Annotated in this window: 18 protein-coding genes; 8 read left to right on the top strand and 10 right to left on the bottom strand. The window is 59.7% G+C overall.

Features of this window, described 5'->3' with window-relative positions; genetic code table 11:
• The 4 genes from KJY40_RS06380 to KJY40_RS06365 all read left to right on the top strand — a co-directional run bounded on the left by KJY40_RS06380 (position 1) and on the right by KJY40_RS06365 (position 4,839).
• Complete coding sequence (locus KJY40_RS06380; protein WP_007954664.1) at positions 1 to 936, top strand: ABC transporter permease; 936 nt, start codon at positions 1 to 3, stop codon at positions 934 to 936.
• Positions 926 to 1,735: an ABC transporter permease gene (locus KJY40_RS06375; protein WP_085647770.1), complete on the top strand. Its 810-nt coding sequence runs from the start codon at positions 926 to 928 to the stop codon at positions 1,733 to 1,735. Before KJY40_RS06380 ends, KJY40_RS06375 begins: the two co-directional genes overlap by 11 nt.
• Positions 1,736 to 1,785: 50 nt before the next feature.
• Entirely contained in the window at positions 1,786 to 3,210 is a 1,425-nt protein-coding gene (locus KJY40_RS06370; protein WP_230735659.1) for a gamma-aminobutyraldehyde dehydrogenase, read from the top strand.
• Positions 3,211 to 3,354: 144 nt separating this feature from the next.
• The gene (locus KJY40_RS06365; RefSeq protein WP_230735657.1) at positions 3,355 to 4,839 is read left to right on the top strand and encodes an APC family permease; all 1,485 of its coding nucleotides are present in this window, start codon (positions 3,355 to 3,357) and stop codon (positions 4,837 to 4,839) included.
• 58 nt (positions 4,840 to 4,897) lie between these two features.
• Here the strand turns inward: KJY40_RS06365 and KJY40_RS06360 are convergent, their stop codons facing one another.
• On the bottom strand, positions 4,898 to 5,455 hold the full coding sequence (locus tag KJY40_RS06360) for a hypothetical protein (RefSeq protein ID WP_039769587.1): 558 nt from the start codon (positions 5,453 to 5,455) through the stop codon (positions 4,898 to 4,900).
• Positions 5,456 to 5,460: 5 nt separating this feature from the next.
• On the bottom strand, positions 5,461 to 6,042 hold the full coding sequence (locus tag KJY40_RS06355) for a ComF family protein (RefSeq protein ID WP_230735655.1): 582 nt from the start codon (positions 6,040 to 6,042) through the stop codon (positions 5,461 to 5,463).
• A gap of 488 nt (positions 6,043 to 6,530) precedes the next feature.
• Between KJY40_RS06355 and KJY40_RS06350 the strand changes: the two genes are divergently transcribed.
• Entirely contained in the window at positions 6,531 to 7,016 is a 486-nt protein-coding gene (locus tag KJY40_RS06350) for a BRO-N domain-containing protein (protein ID WP_230735654.1), read from the top strand.
• A 55-nt stretch (positions 7,017 to 7,071) separates the two neighbouring features.
• On the opposite strand, the gene KJY40_RS06345 is transcribed toward KJY40_RS06350, so the two are convergent.
• Positions 7,072 to 7,257 carry a hypothetical protein gene (locus KJY40_RS06345; RefSeq protein WP_007954656.1) on the bottom strand — a complete coding sequence of 62 codons (186 nt, stop codon included), beginning with the start codon at positions 7,255 to 7,257 and terminating at the stop codon, positions 7,072 to 7,074.
• A 403-nt stretch (positions 7,258 to 7,660) separates the two neighbouring features.
• Between KJY40_RS06345 and KJY40_RS06340 the strand changes: the two genes are divergently transcribed.
• A complete protein-coding gene (locus KJY40_RS06340; protein ID WP_192563652.1) occupies positions 7,661 to 9,289 on the top strand; it encodes a glucan biosynthesis protein D in 1,629 nt (542 codons plus the stop codon).
• Between the two features lie 12 nt (positions 9,290 to 9,301).
• Here KJY40_RS06340 and KJY40_RS06335 read toward each other — a convergent pair whose 3' ends face one another.
• The 4 genes from KJY40_RS06335 to KJY40_RS06320 all read right to left on the bottom strand — a co-directional run bounded on the left by KJY40_RS06335 (position 9,302) and on the right by KJY40_RS06320 (position 13,572).
• Positions 9,302 to 9,835, bottom strand: coding sequence for a GNAT family N-acetyltransferase (locus KJY40_RS06335; protein WP_230735651.1), 534 nt, complete (start codon positions 9,833 to 9,835; stop codon positions 9,302 to 9,304).
• Between the two features lie 91 nt (positions 9,836 to 9,926).
• Positions 9,927 to 11,033, bottom strand: a complete 1,107-nt coding sequence (locus tag KJY40_RS06330) for an NADH:flavin oxidoreductase/NADH oxidase (protein ID WP_230735649.1) — start codon at positions 11,031 to 11,033, stop codon at positions 9,927 to 9,929.
• 232 nt (positions 11,034 to 11,265) lie between these two features.
• Complete coding sequence (recJ, locus tag KJY40_RS06325) at positions 11,266 to 12,975, bottom strand: single-stranded-DNA-specific exonuclease RecJ (protein ID WP_230735647.1); 1,710 nt, start codon at positions 12,973 to 12,975, stop codon at positions 11,266 to 11,268.
• A 54-nt stretch (positions 12,976 to 13,029) separates the two neighbouring features.
• Positions 13,030 to 13,572 (bottom strand): YaeQ family protein, encoded by a 543-nt coding sequence (locus KJY40_RS06320; protein ID WP_007954646.1) that lies wholly within the window; start codon positions 13,570 to 13,572, stop codon positions 13,030 to 13,032.
• A 146-nt stretch (positions 13,573 to 13,718) separates the two neighbouring features.
• On the opposite strand from KJY40_RS06320, the gene KJY40_RS06315 reads away from it, so the two are divergent.
• Positions 13,719 to 14,918 (top strand): CaiB/BaiF CoA transferase family protein, encoded by a 1,200-nt coding sequence (locus KJY40_RS06315; protein ID WP_085688875.1) that lies wholly within the window; start codon positions 13,719 to 13,721, stop codon positions 14,916 to 14,918.
• Positions 14,872 to 15,825, top strand: a complete 954-nt coding sequence (locus tag KJY40_RS06310) for a TIGR02285 family protein (RefSeq protein ID WP_230735645.1) — start codon at positions 14,872 to 14,874, stop codon at positions 15,823 to 15,825. The genes KJY40_RS06315 and KJY40_RS06310 overlap by 47 nt, the downstream gene beginning before the upstream one ends.
• Before the next feature lie 174 nt (positions 15,826 to 15,999).
• Here KJY40_RS06310 and KJY40_RS06305 read toward each other — a convergent pair whose 3' ends face one another.
• From KJY40_RS06305 to KJY40_RS06295, 3 genes are all read right to left on the bottom strand, one after another.
• Entirely contained in the window at positions 16,000 to 16,281 is a 282-nt protein-coding gene (locus tag KJY40_RS06305; RefSeq protein WP_085747026.1) for a DUF3509 domain-containing protein, read from the bottom strand.
• Between the two features lie 164 nt (positions 16,282 to 16,445).
• Positions 16,446 to 16,853, bottom strand: a complete 408-nt coding sequence (locus KJY40_RS06300; RefSeq protein WP_230735643.1) for a response regulator — start codon at positions 16,851 to 16,853, stop codon at positions 16,446 to 16,448.
• A gap of 118 nt (positions 16,854 to 16,971) precedes the next feature.
• Positions 16,972 to 18,342, bottom strand: coding sequence for a transporter substrate-binding domain-containing protein (locus KJY40_RS06295; protein WP_230737657.1), 1,371 nt, complete (start codon positions 18,340 to 18,342; stop codon positions 16,972 to 16,974).
• Positions 18,343 to 18,447: the final 105 nt, after the last annotated feature.

Below are 18,447 nucleotides of genomic sequence, written 5' to 3'. Positions count from 1 at the left end.
ATGACCGCCCTCGCCCTCCCTCAATCGGCGCCGTTGCGCAGGTTTTCCAACCTGCTCTATCGCAAGCCGAACCTGTACCTGTCGATGCTGCTGGTGCCGCCGCTGCTGTGGTTCGGCGCGATCTATCTGGGCTCGCTGCTGGTGCTGTTGTGGCAAGGTTTCTACACCTTCGACGACTTCACCATGGCGGTCACACCCGACCTGACGCTGGCCAACTTCGCCGCGCTGTTCCAGCCGTCGAATTTCGACATCATCCTGCGCACCCTGAGCATGGCCGTCGTGGTGTCGATCGCCAGCGCCATCGTCGCGTTCCCGATTGCCTACTACATGGCGCGCTACACCACCGGCAAGACCAAGGCGTTTTTCTACATCGCGGTGATGATGCCGATGTGGGCCAGCTACATCGTCAAGGCCTACGCCTGGACGCTGCTGCTGGCCAAGGGCGGCGTCGCGCAGTGGTTCGTGCAGCACCTGGGGCTGGAGCCGGTTCTGCAGTTCATTCTGGGAATTCCCGGAGTCGGTGGCAGCACCTTGTCGACCTCGCACCTGGGGCGGTTCATGGTGTTCGTCTACATCTGGCTGCCGTTCATGATCCTGCCGATCCAGGCCTCGCTGGAGCGCCTGCCGCCGTCGCTGCTGCAAGCCTCCGCCGATCTCGGGGCCAAGCCGCGCCAGACCTTCATGCAGGTGATTCTGCCGCTATCGGTGCCGGGGATTGCCGCCGGTTCGATCTTCACGTTTTCGCTGACGTTGGGCGACTTCATCGTGCCGCAACTGGTGGGCCCGCCGGGCTACTTCGTCGGCAGCATGGTCTACGCGCAGCAAGGCGCGATTGGCAACATGCCGATGGCTGCGGCGTTCACGCTGGTGCCGATTGTGCTGATCGCCATTTACCTGTCCATCGTCAAACGTTTGGGGGCCTTCGATGCACTCTGAAAAAGCATCCATAGGGCTGAAAATCGCAGCCTGGGGCGGGTTGGTGTTTCTGCACTTCCCGATCCTGATCATCTTCCTCTACGCCTTCAACACCGAAGACGCGGCGTTCAGCTTTCCACCGAAAGGCTTCACGCTGCACTGGTTCAGCGTGGCGTTTTCGCGGCCGGACGTGCTGGAAGCGATCAAGCTGTCGTTGCAGATCGCGGCCATCGCCACGCTGATCGCGATGGTGCTCGGCACGCTGGCTTCAGCGGCGCTGTACCGCCGGGATTTCTTCGGCAAACAGGGCATTTCGCTGATGCTGATCCTGCCGATTGCGCTGCCGGGGATCATCACCGGGATCGCCCTGCTGGCGACCTTCAAGACGCTGGGGATCGAGCCGGGGATGTTCACCATCATCGTCGGCCACGCGACCTTCTGCGTGGTGATCGTCTACAACAACGTCATCGCCCGTCTGCGCCGAACCTCCCACAGCCTGATCGAGGCATCGATGGATCTCGGCGCCGATGGCTGGCAGACCTTCCGCTACATCATCCTGCCGAACCTCGGCTCGGCGCTGCTCGCCGGCGGCATGCTCGCGTTTGCGCTGTCGTTCGACGAAATCATCGTCACCACCTTCACCGCCGGGCACGAGCGCACCTTGCCGCTGTGGTTGCTCAATCAACTGAGCCGCCCACGGGACGTGCCGGTGACCAACGTCGTGGCGATGCTCGTAATGCTGGTGACCATGCTGCCGATCCTCGGCGCCTACTACCTGACCCGGGGTGGCGAGAGCGTGGCTGGCAGCGGCGGCAAATGAATTCCCTGACCTTTCCCACCCTGAATTTGCAGTAGAAAGAGGACAACAACATGCAAACCAAACTCTTGATCAACGGCCAACTGGTCAACGGCGAAGGCCCGGCGCAACCGGTGCTCAACCCGGCGCGCGGTGACGTGCTGGTGGAAATCAACGAGGCCACCGAAGCCCAGGTCGATGCTGCCGTGCGCGCCGCCGACAGTGCCTTCGCCGAATGGTCGCAGACCACGCCGAAAGACCGTTCGCTGCTGCTGCTCAAACTCGCCGACGCCATCGAAGCCCATGGCGAAGAACTGGCCAAACTGGAATCGGACAACTGCGGCAAACCCTACAGCGCCGCGCTGAACGACGAGATCCCGGCGATTGCCGACGTGTTCCGTTTCTTCGCCGGCGCCAGCCGTTGCATGAGCGGTTCGGCCGGCGGCGAATACCTGCCCGGCCACACCTCGATGATCCGCCGCGACCCGGTGGGCGTAATCGCCTCCATCGCGCCGTGGAACTACCCGCTGATGATGGTCGCCTGGAAAATCGCCCCGGCCCTCGCCGCCGGTAATACCGTGGTGCTCAAGCCGTCGGAACAAACGCCGCTGACCGCGTTGCGTCTGGCCGAACTGGCGTCGGACATTTTCCCGGCCGGTGTGCTCAATCTGGTGTTCGGTCGTGGGCCGAGCGTGGGCAGTCCGCTGGTAACCCATCCGAAAGTGCGCATGGTCTCGCTGACCGGCTCCATCGCCACCGGTTCGAACATCATTTCCAGCACCGCCGACAGCGTCAAACGCATGCACATGGAGTTGGGCGGCAAGGCTCCGGTGATCATCTTCGACGACGCCGACATCGACGCTGCAGTCGAAGGTATTCGCACCTTCGGCTTCTACAACGCCGGCCAGGACTGCACCGCGGCGTGCCGGATCTACGCCCAGCAAGGCATCTACGACAAGTTCGTGGAGAAACTTGGCGCATCGGTCAGCAGCATCAAGTACGGTTTGCAGGATGATCCGTCGACCGAATTGGGGCCGCTGATCACCGCCCAGCATCGCGACCGGGTGGCCGGGTTTGTCGAACGCGCCGTGGCGCAACCGCACATTCGCTTGATCACTGGCGGCAAGGCTGTGGACGGCAACGGTTTCTTCTTCGAGCCGACCGTTCTGGCCGACGCCCAGCAGGACGACGAAATCGTCCGCCGCGAAGTGTTCGGGCCGGTGGTGTCGGTGACCAAGTTCACCGATGAGGCCCAGGCGCTGGAGTGGGCCAACGATTCGGACTACGGCCTGGCGTCCTCGGTGTGGACGGCGGATGTAGGACGCGCCCATCGCCTGTCTGCGCGGTTGCAGTACGGCTGCACCTGGGTGAATACGCACTTCATGCTTGTCAGCGAAATGCCTCATGGCGGTCAGAAACTGTCCGGCTACGGCAAGGACATGTCCATGTACGGGCTGGAGGATTACACCACGGTTCGGCATGTGATGTTCAAGCACTAAAGGCATCCCCCGGCTTCAAGGCAGAAACCGGTCATCCGCATCACCAGGCATTCAAAACAATAACTACCGATCCGGGCGGCGCTCACAAAGCCCCGCCACGGTTTCGGCCATCCGAAATCTGCCGATTTCACGGAGCAAACACACATGAGTGCATCACCCGATCTCTCAGCCGCCGTTGCCGACAGCGATGCCGAACAACTGCGCCAGCTGGGCTACACCTCCAACTTCAACCGCAGCATGAGCCTGTGGGAAAACTTCGCGCTGGGCTTCACTTATCTGTCACCGGTCGTAGGGGTTTATACCCTGTTCGGTCTGTGCCTGGCCGCCGGCGGGCCACCGATGTTCTGGGCTTATTTGCTGGTCGGTTGCGGGCAATTGCTGGTGTGCCTGATCTTCGGCGAAGTGGTTTCGCAGTTCCCGATTTCCGGTGGTGTTTATCCTTGGGCACGTCGCTTGGTGGGCAAGAAATGGGCGTGGATGGTCGGCTGGATCTACTCCATCGCCCTGTGCGTGACCATCGCCGCCGTGGCGGTCGGCGCCGGCCCGTACCTCGCGGCCATGCTCGGTTTTGAGCCGAGCAACAACACCAACATCGTCATCGCCCTGGTGCTGACGCTGTTCGCCACCCTGGTGAACCTCAGCGGCACCAAAGTGCTGGCGCGGATCGCCATGTTCGGCTTCCTCTGCGAACTGGTGGGCGCGGTGATCGTCGGCGTGTACCTGCTGATTTTCGAGCGTCACCAGCCGATCAGCGTGCTGTTCAACACTTTCGATATCAGCGTCGACGGCTCCTACCTGCCGGCGTTCCTCACTGCGTCGCTGGCGGGGATGTTCCTCTACTACGGCTTCGAGGCCTGCGGCGATGTCGCCGAAGAAACCCCGAACCCGAGCAAGAAAATCCCGGTGGCCATGCGCATGACCATCTACATCGGCGGCATTGCGGCGATGTTCGCCTGCCTGGCGCTGATCCTCGCCGTGCCTGACATGCAAGCGGTGATCAACGGCACCGACAAGGACCCGGTCACCACCATCCTCAACAACGCCTTCGGCCCGGTCGGCTCGAAAGTGGTGATGGGCGTGGTGATGATTTCCTTCATCTCCTGCGTCATCAGCCTGCAGGCGGCGGCGAGTCGTCTGCTGTACTCCTACGCTCGCGATGAAATGGTCATCGGTAGCCGACTGCTGAAAAAGATTTCTCCTACGACCCAGGTGCCAGTCGCCGCGCTGTTCGTGTCCGGCGTCCTGCCCGGCCTGATCATCGCCCTCGGCTTCTTCCTGCAAGACGCCGTAGCGACCATCGTCAGCTTCGCCGCCATCGGCATCTACCTCGCATTCCAGATGATCGTCCTCGCCGCCCTGTACGCCCGCAGCAAAGGCTGGAAACCCAGCGGCAAATTTACCCTCGGCGCCTGGGGCTGGCCGGTGAACATCGGCGCGCTGGTGTACGGCGTCGGCGCAATCATCAACATGGCCTGGCCACGCACGCCGGATGCAGCGTGGTACATCAACTACGCGATGGTGCTGAGCACGGTGATCGTGGTTGGATTGGGGCTGGTTTACATGTGGATTGGCAAGCCATATGACCATGGGAAGGCGCCGGCTGGGGATGCGTGGAAGGTGAGTCGCTAAAAGATTTTGGCCCCGGCACCGATAGAGTGCCGGGGTTTAAGAAAGCCGACGCAAAACATCAAAAGAAAAGCTCGGACTGATCGTATTTCAGCGAAGAAATACGATCGAACAGTTTGATTTTTTCGTTGGCTTTTTGCTTGGCGTGGTCAGACATGAATGCAATCAACTCTTCGAGCTGATTGACGTCTCCCACCACTTTGAATTCCTTCTCCTTGTTGACGAAGACAAGGGACTTCTTCTTTCTCGACAACAGTTCTATGACGTTGCTGAGCGTACCGGTGCTCTTCGCATCCCATATCATCAAGCCGTAGTCAGCGGCTTCGGCCATCACCACGTCTTTCTCAGTGAAGAAGGCCCTCGATCCTTTGGAGTGTTTGGAGTCCACTGTTCTGGCGGGCCACTGTCCGAGGTTGTTCCGCGGTGCTGGACCACTACAGAACACTGTAGTTTTGGATCGCTCAAGACTCAGCAGATATTCCTGAATGGAGGTATCGGCACCACCTGCATCACCAACGACCACATCGAATTCAGACGCAACGATATTACTGATACGCTCCTTAACCTTCGGATCAAGGTTCTTGATATTGATAGAGCCAGCAATAAATACAGTCGTCATTGAATTCACTTCCAGGTTAGCGCCGCTACGTAGATCTTCCCCACCTTCGGATATTCACGCAAGACAGCACAAGCCGCGTCCATCGACGCTCCGCTGTCAAACAAATCATCTACGACCAAAACATTCCAGCATCCCTCTGTCGTAATTTCGTCATTGACGCTGAAACTGTTTCCAATCGCAGCAACCTTTTCTGCTTTGGAGTGCAGATCCTTGAGCGACTTTCCCGTAGTCGCTTTTCGAAGCAAATCCGAGAAAACCGGCCGCCCGACAATTCGTCCCAACTCCAGAGCGACCTCAGTAACCGGTTGTCGCTGCCGGACATTTGAAGCTGGCATGGGCAGCACAAACCCTACTTGATCCAACATAGGGAAAACATTTGTCGCTACCGCTTGGGCGAGTGGGCCGACCTGAGTCCAATCCTTCTGATATTTGAGCTGGTAGGTCGCCTGACCAATCTCTGTGCGCTGATTATCGAAACAAGGGTTTCCGCGATCATCGTTGCCGAGAAAGGTACTACTTACCATGTGCTTGTCCAGCACCCATCCCTGATCCCATGGGCCGTTGATCTGTTTGAGGGACACCTTCATTGAATTCTCCATTATTCACAAAAATCCTTTAAGCCCTGAGACCAAGGGCCGAGCACCCGGGGGATGCCTGAGATTCAAATAAATAAAGGAAAAATCACGCTTCAGGTGCAGTCTTGCTGGCGGCCATACAAAAACAGGCATTTCCTACAGATACAGGCTTCAAGAAGAAGCCACATTTCCTACGCTACGCGTCCACAGCGTAGACTTGGCGCCGCTAGCGCCTGACCGATAGGCTTTATCCCGTCGCTGCCCAATCAGCGGTCCGGGGTCGAAGCCGGTACATCATCAACATGGCGCAACTGCGTCCTCCATAGAAACCGAGGCTTTTTTGCCTTTCGGATTCGCGTTATGGCGGACCGTGTGGCGCGGGCCTCTCGGCTTCCATGTTGATCGAGAATGTTCCGACTTCGAACGCCGCGCGGTTCGCCACCCAAATCTGTCGAAGGATAAGTGGCGGCTCTCATTTCAACATGGAGTAGAAATTGACTATGCACGCGCCAAATTCACCAGAGACCCAGACGCACTTTGTCCCTACGGTCTTCACCCGCCACAACCGTTTCCTCCATGCTCTCCTGCTCGATCACCAAGCCTGGTTCTGCGCTCAGGATCTCGGCCGCATGATGGGCCATCCCTTGAACCCACGCGTCACCCTGAAACTCAACCCCGACCAACGCCGCACCGTCCGCCTGCGCAAGTACAGCAAAGTTGTCGAGACACCAATGGTCAGCGAATCCGGCATGTACGCGCTGCTGGTTCACCATTTCATCCCGGAAAACCGCTACCTGCGGCAATGGCTGAGCAATGAGGTGATTCCCATCCTGCGGGAAACCAGCTCAACAACAGCGGAAAACTGTCCGAGCCTGAGCTCGGTGCATTGGGCCGGAGTAACCGTGCCGCTGCTGCACTGGCAACAACAGGCCTGGGTGAAATGGCGGGACATGCCTGAGTTGATGCAGGCACAGCGTCCCCGGTAAACCTCAAGAATGAAAAAGGGGCGGACTTCACAGTCCGCCCCTTTGGTTTTTCACGTCAAAACCGCGAAACACTCCTCATCGCATCCACCAGATACCGCATCGCAATCCGGTCGCTTTCCGACAACTCCCGGTAACGCTCCACCAGTTTCAGTTCGTCAGGACTGAGCCGGCGTCTTCGCCGGACGTTGGTGAGGCAGGGAAAGATGCCCAACATTTCGGTGATGCCTTGTCCTTTTGTCATGGACGATGTCCTTTTCCAGTACGTCAGAAATTGTCGAAAACCGCATCGCCCTGCTCCTTTAAGCAGCGATTTGAGCCCTGCCGGTCGGATGGGTCGTGACCGGCGATGCCCATAGAATAGAAATTAAATCGGCGCTGAAAAGCTGTTTTTAGAGTAATTAGTCGAAAAAAGCAGATATGCCCTATAAATCAGAAAAGGCTGTGGGATAAGTAACCGTAACGTCTTGTTTCATTGAGACGCTGTCGTCGTGCTATCAATGAATTTTGCAAAATCAGCGAACGGATTAAGCTAGCGGGCATCTGTTACTAGTCCGTAGCGTTTGGCCGAAGGCTTGTCCGAACCGTAATTTCTGATCCAGTACGTGCCAGGAACGGCGCGGGATTGTCCACGACAGGTTGTATCTATGCACCGCAGGAATTTGCTCAAAGCGTCCATGGCCATTGCGGCTTACACCGGCCTTTCCGCCTCCGGCCTGCTTGCCGCACGTGCCTGGGCCGCCTCTGGCGGTGCCGCCGACGGTGAAGCCCAGGCCTTCGACTTCGAGACGCTGAAGCGCCAGGCCAAACAACTGGCCGGCAGCGCGTATCAGGACACCAAACAGGTGCTGCCGCCGACCCTGGCGACCATGACCCCGCAGAACTTCAATGCGATCCGCTACGACGGCGAGCATTCGCTGTGGAAGGAGAACAAGGGTCAGCTCGATGTGCAGTTCTTCCACGTCGGCATGGGTTTCCGTCAGCCGGTGCGCATGTACAGCGTCGATCCCAAGACCCGCACGGCCCGCGAGGTGCATTTCCGCCCTCAACTGTTCAACTACGAAAACACTTCGGTCGACACCCAGCAGCTCAAGGGCGACCTGGGTTTTGCCGGCTTCAAGCTGTTCAAGGCGCCGGAACTGGATCGCCATGACGTGGTGTCGTTCCTCGGCGCCAGTTACTTCCGCGCGGTGGATGCCACTGGCCAATATGGCCTCTCCGCCCGTGGCCTGGCCGTCGACACCTACGCCAAGAAACGCGAAGAATTCCCTGACTTCACCAAGTTCTGGTTCGAGACCCCGGATCAGAACGCGACCCGCTTTGTGGTCTACGCCCTGCTCGACTCGCCGAGCGCGACCGGCGCCTATCGCTTCGACATCGATTGCCAGGCCGAGCGCGTGGTGATGGAAGTCGATGCTCACATCAACGCCCGCACCGCCATCGAACAACTGGGCATCGCGCCGATGACCAGCATGTTCAGTTGCGGCACCCACGAGCGCCGGATGTGCGACACCATCCACCCGCAAATCCATGACTCGGATCGCCTGGCCATGTGGCGCGGCAACGGCGAGTGGATCTGCCGCCCACTGAACAACCCGGCGACCCTGCAATTCAATGCCTTCGCCGACACCGATCCAAAGGGTTTCGGTCTGGTACAGACCGACCACGAATTCGCCAACTATCAGGACACCGTCGACTGGTACAGCAAGCGCCCGAGCCTTTGGGTAGAACCTACAACCGCGTGGGGCGAAGGCTCTATCGATCTGCTGGAAATTCCTACAACCGGCGAAACCCTCGACAACATTGTTGCGTTCTGGACACCGAAAAAACCGGTGGCTGCCGGCGATTCGCTGAACTACGGCTACAAGCTCTACTGGAGCGCCCTGCCACCGGTCGGCACACCGCTGGCGCGGGTGCATGCGACCCGTTCGGGCATGGGTGGATTTGTCGAAGGCTGGGCACCGGGCGAGCACTACCCGCCAGTCTGGGCCCGCCGTTTCGCTGTGGACTTCACCGGTGGCGGTCTGGATCGCCTGCCGCAGGGCACCGGGATCGAACCGGTGGTCACTTGCTCCAACGGCAAGGTGCAGGACTTCAGCGTGCTGGTGCTGGATGACATCAAGGGCTACCGGATCCTGTTCGACTGGTACCCGACCAACGACAGCGTCGATCCCGTGGAACTGCGGCTGTTCATCCGCACCAACGACCGCACACTGAGCGAAACCTGGTTGTACCAGTACTTCCCGCCGGCGCCGGACAAGCGCAAGTATCCTTGATGCTTTGAGCCGTCAGGCCAACGGACAGTACAAGTGGATATCGTGGGGTTCCAGATCAAACAGCTCGGGATCCGGTTGCTCCAGCAACCGGCAGCCCTGGCGCTGATAGAACTCCACGGTATTGCGCGACTCGGTCGCCGAGACATACAACGCTTCGGCACCAACCTTCCGGCCATACGCGCAAGCCAGGGCAAACAACCGCCCGCCCAATCCCTGCCCGCGCCAGGCACGGCTGATGTGCAAAAACTTCAACTGCCGCATGTTCAGGCCCTGATTGTGAATAACCCGGTTATCCACAACCACCGCCGCCACCAATACATCTCCATCGAAAATCCCGTGTAGCCACCCACCGCTGCGCCAGCATTTTTCCAATACCCGCGCATTCTCCTCCGCCTCCCCTTCGGGCCAGCCGCGCATGTCGAAACGCGCCGGATACAGAATCAGCTCACCGTTTTCCATGCGATAACACTCTTCGACCAACTCACTGCGGTCGATCAGCGACAACAGTGGCAAGTCCGATTCAATCAGCTCTCGTTCGATCAACATAGCGGTTCATTCCTTTGCAATTCCAAACGGCAGAAAAGAAAAAACCCGCCATTTCAATGGCGGGTTTTATAGGCGTTGCGACCGGTCGGAATCAATCCCGCAGATCAGACTCGTGAATCGGCTGATCCCGATGGGTTGCACGTTGATACTGCGCCGGCCATACCGCTTTGCGCCCGCCCAGGTCATCGTCGGCGTGCAGCGGCCAGTACGGATCACGCAGCAGTTCGCGGGCGAGGAAGATGATGTCGGCCTGGCAGGTTCGCAGGATGTGCTCGGCCTGGGCAGGCTCGGTAATCATTCCCACGGTGCCGGTGGCGATGCCTGACTCCTTGCGTACCCGTTCGGCGAAGCGCGTCTGATAACCCGGCCCCACGGGAATTTCGGCGTTGACCGCCGTGCCACCCGATGACACGTCAATCAGGTCAGCCCCCAAGGCTTTCAGGCGTCGCGCCAACTCTACGGTTTCATCCGGGTTCCAGCCGTCCTCAACCCAATCGGTAGCCGACAGGCGTACGAAAACCGGCAGCTCTTCCGGCCACACCGCGCGCACCGCCTCGGTCACTTGCAACACCAGACGAATGCGGTTTTCGAACGAGCCGCCGTACTGGTCGCGGCGCTGGTTACTCAATGGCGAAAGGAACTGGTGCAGCAGATAGCCGTGCGCCGCATGCACCTCGACCACACTGAAACCGGCGGTCAGCGCACGTTTGGCGGCGGCGACAAAGTCCTGGATGACCTGGGCGATCTGGCTCTCATCGAGTTGTTTGGGTTGGGTGTGTTGCGGGTCAAAGGCAATCGGCGACGGCCCGACCGGCGTCCAGCCACCGTCCTCCGGTTTGACGCTGCCATGCTTGCCAATCCACGGCCGATGGGTGCTGGCCTTGCGCCCGGCGTGGGCCAGTTGAATGCCGGCCACGGCGCCCTGTGCATTGATGAAACGGGTGATGCGTTGCAGTGGTGCGATCTGTTCGTCGTTCCACAGGCCCAGGTCTTCGGCGGTGATCCGCCCGTCGGCCGTGATTGCCGTGGCTTCGGTGAATACCAGGCCAGCGCCCCCCACCGCACGGCTGCCGAGGTGCACCAGATGCCAGTCGTTGGCCAGGCCATCGACGCTGGAGTACTGGCACATGGGCGACACGGCGATGCGGTTGGGCAGGGTCAGTTGGCGAAGGGCAAAGGGTTCAAGCAGCAGACTCATGGGGCACCTCTCAAATCAGTGGGCAGGCTCCAGGGTTCTGTTTGAAAAGTCGACGAGTGACAGGAAAAAGGTACAGCACCCGCCCCCGCGGGCAAAAAATTCGACAAGACGTCACAAGGCCAATCAAGCAGTGCTTAGAGCCTAGTCGACATCCGGGGATGAGGGAGGGTTCAGAAATGAAACAGCACAATTGAAGATGCCTGCGCCCCTTCAATAGAGGGGCGCGAAGGCCTTATCGCGGTTCAATGTGGGCAATCATCAGTTGCACGGTTTCATTGCCGCGAAACTCGTTGAGATCGAGTTTGTAGGCCAGTTCGACCCATTTGATCGTCGGGTTCGGCCAGATATCGCGATCAATGCCGAAGGCGATTCCATCGAGCTTCACCGAACCGCACTCGGTTTTCAGCACCACTTTCAGGTGCCGCTCGCCGACCACCCGCTGCTCGACCAACTGGAACACGCCGTGAAACAGCGGCTCCGGAAAATGCTGACCCCACGGCCCGGCGTGACGCAGGGCGCGGGCCAGTTCCAGATGAAATTCCTCGACTGCCAGCGTGCCATCCGACAGCAGGCGCCCGGTCAGATCTTCTTCGCGAAGCTGCCTGCGCACTTCGGCGTCGAAGGCCTCGGCGAACAACGGAAAATTCTCCTGCGGCAAGGTCAGACCGGCCGCCATCGCGTGGCCGCCGTACTTGCTGATCAGATCCGGATGCTGCGCCGCGACCACGCTCAGCGCATCACGGATATGGAAACCCTGCACCGAACGCCCCGAGCCCTTGAGCAAACCGTCGCCAGCGTCGGCGAAGGCGATGGTCGGGCGGAAATACCGCTCCTTCATCCGCGACGCAAGAATACCAATGACACCCTGATGCCATTCCGGATCGAACAGGCAAAGACCGAACGGCATCGACTCGACCGGCAAGTCCTTGAGCTGGGCCAGCGCTTCACGCTGCATGCCCTGCTCGATGGATTTGCGATCCTGGTTCATGCCGTCCAGTTGCGCGGCCATTTCCCGGGCCAGCGCAGCGTCGTGGGTCAGCAGGCATTCGATCCCGAGGCTCATGTCATCCAGACGCCCCGCCGCGTTCAGGCGCGGGCCGACGATGAAACCGAGGTCGGTAGACGTGATGCGCGAAGCTTCACGCTTGGCCACTTCAAGGATCGCCTTGATCCCCGGCCGCGCACGTCCGGCGCGAATTCGTTCCAGGCCCTGGTGCACCAGAATCCGGTTGTTGGCATCCAGCGGCACCACGTCGGCAACGCTGCCCAGCGCCACCAGATCCAGCAGTTCGCCGATGTTCGGTTGTGGTTTGCTCTCGTACCAGCCGAGGCTGCGCAGGCGCGCGCGCAAGGCCATCAACACATAGAAAATAACCCCGACCCCGGCCAGCGCCTTGCTCGGGAACTCGCAGCCGGGCTGGTTCGGATTGACCAGTGCATCGGCCTGCGGCAGTTCATCGCCGGGCAAGTGGTGATCGGTGATCAAGACCTTCAGGCCATGACGCTTCGCGGCCGCCACACCTTCAACGCTGGAAATACCGTTGTCGACGGTGATCAACAGTTGCGGCTCGCGGGTCAGCGCAACTTCGACGATTTCCGGGGTCAGGCCGTAGCCGTATTCGAAGCGGTTCGGCACCAGATAATCGACGTGCGCCGCGCCCAGCAGGCGCAGGCCAAGCACGCCCACGGTGCTGGCCGTCGCGCCGTCGGCGTCGAAGTCGCCGACGATGAGGATCCGCTGACGCTGCTCCAGCGCCGTCACCAACAGGTCCACCGCCGCATCGATCCCTTTGAGCTGCTGGAACGGAATCAGCCGCGCCAGGCTCTTGTCCAGCTCCGCCTCGGACTGCACGCCCCGCGCCGCGTACAGCCGGGTCAGCAAGGGTGGCAATTCACCGAGAAACGGCAGAGTGGCGGGCAACGGGCGAGGATCGATACGCATGGGGTGACAGAAGCTTCTCTTGAATACGTGGGATTTTTCGGGAGTAGCGCGGACTCAACCGCGCTCGCCTTGCAGCCAGGTGAGCTGGACTTCGTGCTGGCCACGGTCGTCAGTCACGAAGATCGTGCCTTCGCTGATCATCACGTCCCACTTGATGACGCGGGGCATGTCCTGGGCCAGGGTTTCCAGCACTTCCTGCGGGACAGCGGCAATGTTGACGTTTTTCAGGTTCTTGATCGCCGGGATCACCTTGCCCTCCCAGACGCGCAGGCTGCCGTAGGCCAGCAGGCTGGTGCGTTCGGTGCGACGGGAGCACCAGGTCAGACGATCAGCGTCTGGCTGGCCGACTTCGATCCAGTGCAAGACACGGTCATCCAGGCTCTTTTCCCACAGAGCAGGTTCATCCACGTCCGACAGGCCACGACCGAACGACAGTTGCTCGTTGTACCAGAGCGCGTAGGCCAACAGGCGCACGGTCATGCGTTCTTCGGTTTCCGAAGGGTGACGGGCGATGGTCTGCTTCACGTTCTCATAGACGCTGCGGTCGAGATCGGTGAGGTTCAGTTCGAATTTGTAGGTAGTGGACGGCTGGGCCATGAACGGGCTTCTTGATACGAGGAAAGTCGGCAAGTCTAACCGATGCTGTAGGCAATCCACGAATTGATGGCGATCAACCTTGCGCGACTGACAGCCGGCTATGTTAAAACGCTGTATCTGCTCAGCCTTGTCCTACAGGATCTCGCATGCCGTTCGCCAACAAACCGCTGAGCGGTCTGAAAGTCATTGAATTGGGTACTTTGATTGCCGGGCCGTTTGCCTCGCGCATCTGCGGCGAGTTCGGCGCCGAAGTGATCAAGATCGAGTCGCCGGACGGCGGGGATCCGCTGCGCAAATGGCGCAAGTTGTACGAAGGCACCTCGCTGTGGTGGTTCGTCCAGGCACGCAACAAAAAGTCCCTGACGCTGAATCTGAAACACCCCGACGGCCTGGCGATCCTGAAAAAACTGCTGGGTGAAGCCGACATTCTGATCGAAAACTTCCGCCCAGGCGTGCTGGAAAAACTCGGACTGAGCTGGGAAACCCTGCACGCACTGAATCCGAAACTGGTGATGGTACGTCTGTCCGGGTTCGGCCAGACCGGTCCGATGAAGGATCAGCCTGGGTTCGGCGCAGTCGGCGAGTCCATGGGCGGCCTTCGCTACATCACCGGTTTCGAAGACCGCCCGCCAGTGCGCACCGGGATTTCCATCGGTGATTCGATTGCTGCCCTTTGGGGCGTGATCGGCGCGTTGATGGCTTTACGTCATCGCGAGGTCAACGGCGGTCTCGGCCAGGTGGTCGATGTGGCGCTGTACGAAGCAATCTTCGCCATGATGGAAAGCATGGTGCCGGAGTTCGATGTGTTCGGATTCATTCGCGAGCGCACCGGCAACATCATGCCAGGCATCACGCCCTCGTCGATCCACACCAGCGCCGACGGCAAGCACGTGCAGATCGGCGCCAACGGCGATGCAATCTTCAAGCGCTTCATGCTGATCATCGGCCGTGAAGATCTGGCCAATGACCCGGCGCTGGCCAGCAATGACGGTCGCGATACCCGCCGCGATGAGTTGTACGGCGTGATCGACCGATGGGTCAATTCGCTGCCGCTGCAAACCGTGCTGGACCTGCTGAACCAGGCCGAAGTCCCGGCCAGCCGGATCTTCAGTGCCGAAGACATGTTCAACGATCCGCAGTACCTGGCCCGGGAAATGTTCCTGCACGCCAAACTGCCGGACGGTAAACCCTTCAAGATGCCAGGCATCGTGCCGAAACTCTCTGAAACACCCGGCACGTCCGAATGGGTCGGACCGCAGCTCGGTGAACACAATGCGCAGGTACTCCACGATCTTGGCTATGACGAGAAGCAGATCGCCCGGCTGCGCGAAGACGGAGCCATCTGAGCTGAAGCGCCTGATGCCCTCGGCCTCGAACCGCGCCCATCATTGGTGGACGTGGCGGTTGTTCGGCCTGCTATTTCTGCTGGTACTGCCGGCGTGGGCGCAGGCCAAACCGACGTTGATCTGGCTGCTGCGCGATCTGCCGCCGCTGACGATCTTCGAAGGCCCGAAAAAGGGCCAGGGCGTTATCGATCAATTGATGCCGATGCTGATTGCCGGCATGCCGCAATACGAACACACCTTGATGCGGGTCAATCGCGCCCGTGGCATTCAAATGCTTCATGAGCATCCCTTCGCCTGCGATCCGTCGCTGATCTGGAACAAGGAACGGGCGCAATGGATTGCCTTCTCCATCCCCGCGTTTCGCGCGGTCAGCAACGGTCTGGTGGTGCGTCAGAGAGATCGCGACGTGCTGGAGTCGTTTCTGGTCGAGGGTGAAGTCGACCTGTCGGCGTTTCTGGCCAACGGCGAGCGAAAAGTCGGAGTGGTCGCGGAACGCAGTTATGGCGAGTACATCGATACATTGCTGCATCAGGCACCGAGCGGCGCGCTGACGCCCCATTACGGCAACGATGCGCTCAGCAGCCTGCTGTCGATGCAGCGTCTGGGGCGTTTGCAGGTGGTGCTGGGTTACTGGCCGGAAATCCGCTATCAGGCACGGCAGGCCGAGATCGCCGAGGACGAATTGCTGTTCTTCCCGATTCGCGGCACCGGCAAGTACCTGTCGGGCCATGTCGGCTGCACCGACACCACGTCAGGTCGACAGGCGATCACGGAGATCAATCAGCTGTTGCGCACCCTGCCCCACGAACACCTCAACCAACTCTACGCCGACTGGCTCGACCCCGAGCGGCGCCAGGATTATCTGGAACAGGCGCGGATTTTCTTCCAGCAGCAAGCCGCGCAGTGAAATCCGGGCAAAAAGAAACCCCGAGAAGTGGGGAGACGACTCGGGGTTAAACGGGGTCTGTATCAAAGACCCGTAGCAGCAAGCGACAAGCACCGGAGCACAATGCTTGATCCTGCTGTTACGGGGTCTGACTGACCTGGGTGCAGGAAGGTTCCCACAAATGAAAAATCAGTTTCAGAGGGTCGGGTGCTTGTCGAGGGCTGCATTTCGCAACGCCGCGATCACACAGGGTTCCAGCCGGCCTTCGGCAATCAGGATGTCACGGTGCAGGCCGTCGACCACATCCGTCAGTTGGCGCTTGTCGCTCAATTGCGCCTGATTGAATTCGCGCTCCACCACGATCGCGCCGCTGCCGTTCTTCAAGGTCACCAGGCATTCGCCGTGGCGACCGCGAGGGGTCAACGTTACCTGATACGGGCTCAGAGCCTCACCGAGCAATAGACTGATACTTTCCATCTCGATCTCCACTCAATAGTCCGAAAACACAGTGTCTGGGGCGTGTTCACAGTAAATGACCACCGGCCCGAGAGGAAAGTTCTGCCTGCCGCCGGCCTCTCCCGGAGCGTCACCGGCCTATCGGAGCATGCAGGGTGAAGATGACAGAAAAATAACCATGGGACTCAAGCATCGACGGAATGTCGGGGGATGGTCATGTAGGTATCCAGCAACGCCCTCATCAATACCGCCGATACCGGGGTGTGCAGGCGACCGAGCAAGGTGATCCGGTGCTCGCCCAGCAAGGTTTCCAGATCGTCCAGCAGGGCGGGCGCTACAGCCCCCACCATGATCAGTGCCCGCGCTTCTTGCCGGTCGGCCAGATGCCGGATCAGCGCCAACCCGTCGCCGCTCTGCAACTGTGGATTGCAGACGGCGATGTCGACGGTTCCGCGGCGCTCCAGTGAGCGCTTTGCCGAACCCAGCGACGGCGCGGTCAGCACATCGTAGATGCCAATGGCGTTGAGCATCTGGTGTAACGCCATCAGCTGGAACGGGTTGGGTTCGAGAATCAGGATCTTGAGCGAGCGCATGGGACGACCTCTGGAACGACAATCGCGGATTCACGCCGCAGTGGCTTGTCACTTTAGGGCGTTCGTCCTAAGCCTCCCATCAGAAAAGTAGCCGCGCTTTATAGGACTTTTCCCGTCTTTAATGCGGACATTGGCACCCGCTCTCCTTCCGTCGCTCGGTGATGTCCGTCCAGCCGCCAAGCAGGCCGCGCAGTTTTCCATCGGCACTGTAAAACGGCACGGTCCACTGATAGATCTGACGGGGACCGCCCTTGAACAACAGCTGCCGCTTGCTGAAGCGCGTTTTACGCGTGCCCATCTGCGCCATGAATTCGTCATGCAGCATCAATGCCGTGGCCTGTGGAAGTGCGTCGATCTCGAACAGCATCCGACCCTGTACCAGCTCCTGTCGGACCGAGAGCGCATCTTCATAACTGCGGTTGCACATGATCAACCGCCCCTGCAGATCGCGCACGAACACGGGGTCCGGCATTGCATCGATCAGTGCATGTTGAAAAGCCAATTGATCGCCCAGGTCCTTTTCGGCTGTACGCCTCTGTTTTATTTCGGCCGCCAGTCGACGGTTCCACAGTAACGACAAAAGTCCGAACACCCCAAGTCCGCCCATTGCCCAGCATCCTCCCTTGATCAGCTGCGACATGATCGAGGGTGTCGGCGCGGGAGAAATGCCATCCAGCCATTTCAGGCGCATGGCACGCAGCTCAGCCGCCGAGAATGCGCCCAAGGCCTTGTTGAGGATGCTCACAAGCTCGGGCAACCCTTTGCGTACTGCCAGATGGTCCGCCTCCCACTTGCCCTCCACCAGACTACCGACCTTGAGCAGGCCGGAGGGAAACAGCTGAGCGCCGATCTCGTTTTCGATGGTGGCGTAGGCCTCGCCACTCTCGACCAGTGCCCGTGCCTCGGCATACGTCTTGACCGAACGGATCTGGATCGACGGGTAGTCGCGTCGAATGCTGTCCTCCAGCGCATGCCGGGCCGGTAGCACCAGTACTCGCTTGACCAGCATCTCGAGCGACTGTATCGCCGGCTCGCCTGAATGACCGACGAACACCCACCCGGCACCGCCGAACGCGTGGCTGAAATCCAGAAATGCCTTGCGCTCGTCATTCATTGCCAATGTCGTGCTGATATCGGCCACACCACTCTGCAGCCGCTCCAGCATGTGGTCGGTGGAAAACGATTCCTGATGGACGAACTGCAATCCGGTCATGGCGCTGATGTGTTTGAGCACATCGTTGTTCAGGCCGCTCCACTGACCATGTTCGTCCTGAAACAGATACAACGGGTATTGCACAGAGGCGACGGTCACCCGGGGGTTATCCCGAATCCACTGACGCTCATGCTCATCCAGCTCGATGGGCTGAACAGCCTCCACCGCATCGGAATGTTTGGCCAGATGGGCCGCTTCGGTCCACTGCGAAAACCCGAACCAACCCAATAAAAACAACCAGCACAGGGCTGGCTTCAATCCAGAAAAAAACCGCATTGCCACATCCTTCGTCATCGACTCGCCCGTCCTTCGTGGGCGAAACGCGCGCAGTGTGGCATGCAAAAACAAGAAAGCCCGTCAGGAGACGGGCTTCAAAATGTG

The sequence above is a fragment of the Pseudomonas fitomaticsae genome (assembly GCF_021018765.1).
Lineage (GTDB): Bacteria > Pseudomonadota > Gammaproteobacteria > Pseudomonadales > Pseudomonadaceae > Aquipseudomonas > Aquipseudomonas fitomaticsae.
Note: the sequence above shows the minus strand (reverse complement) of the source record. Positions and strands in the feature narration are given on the sequence as shown.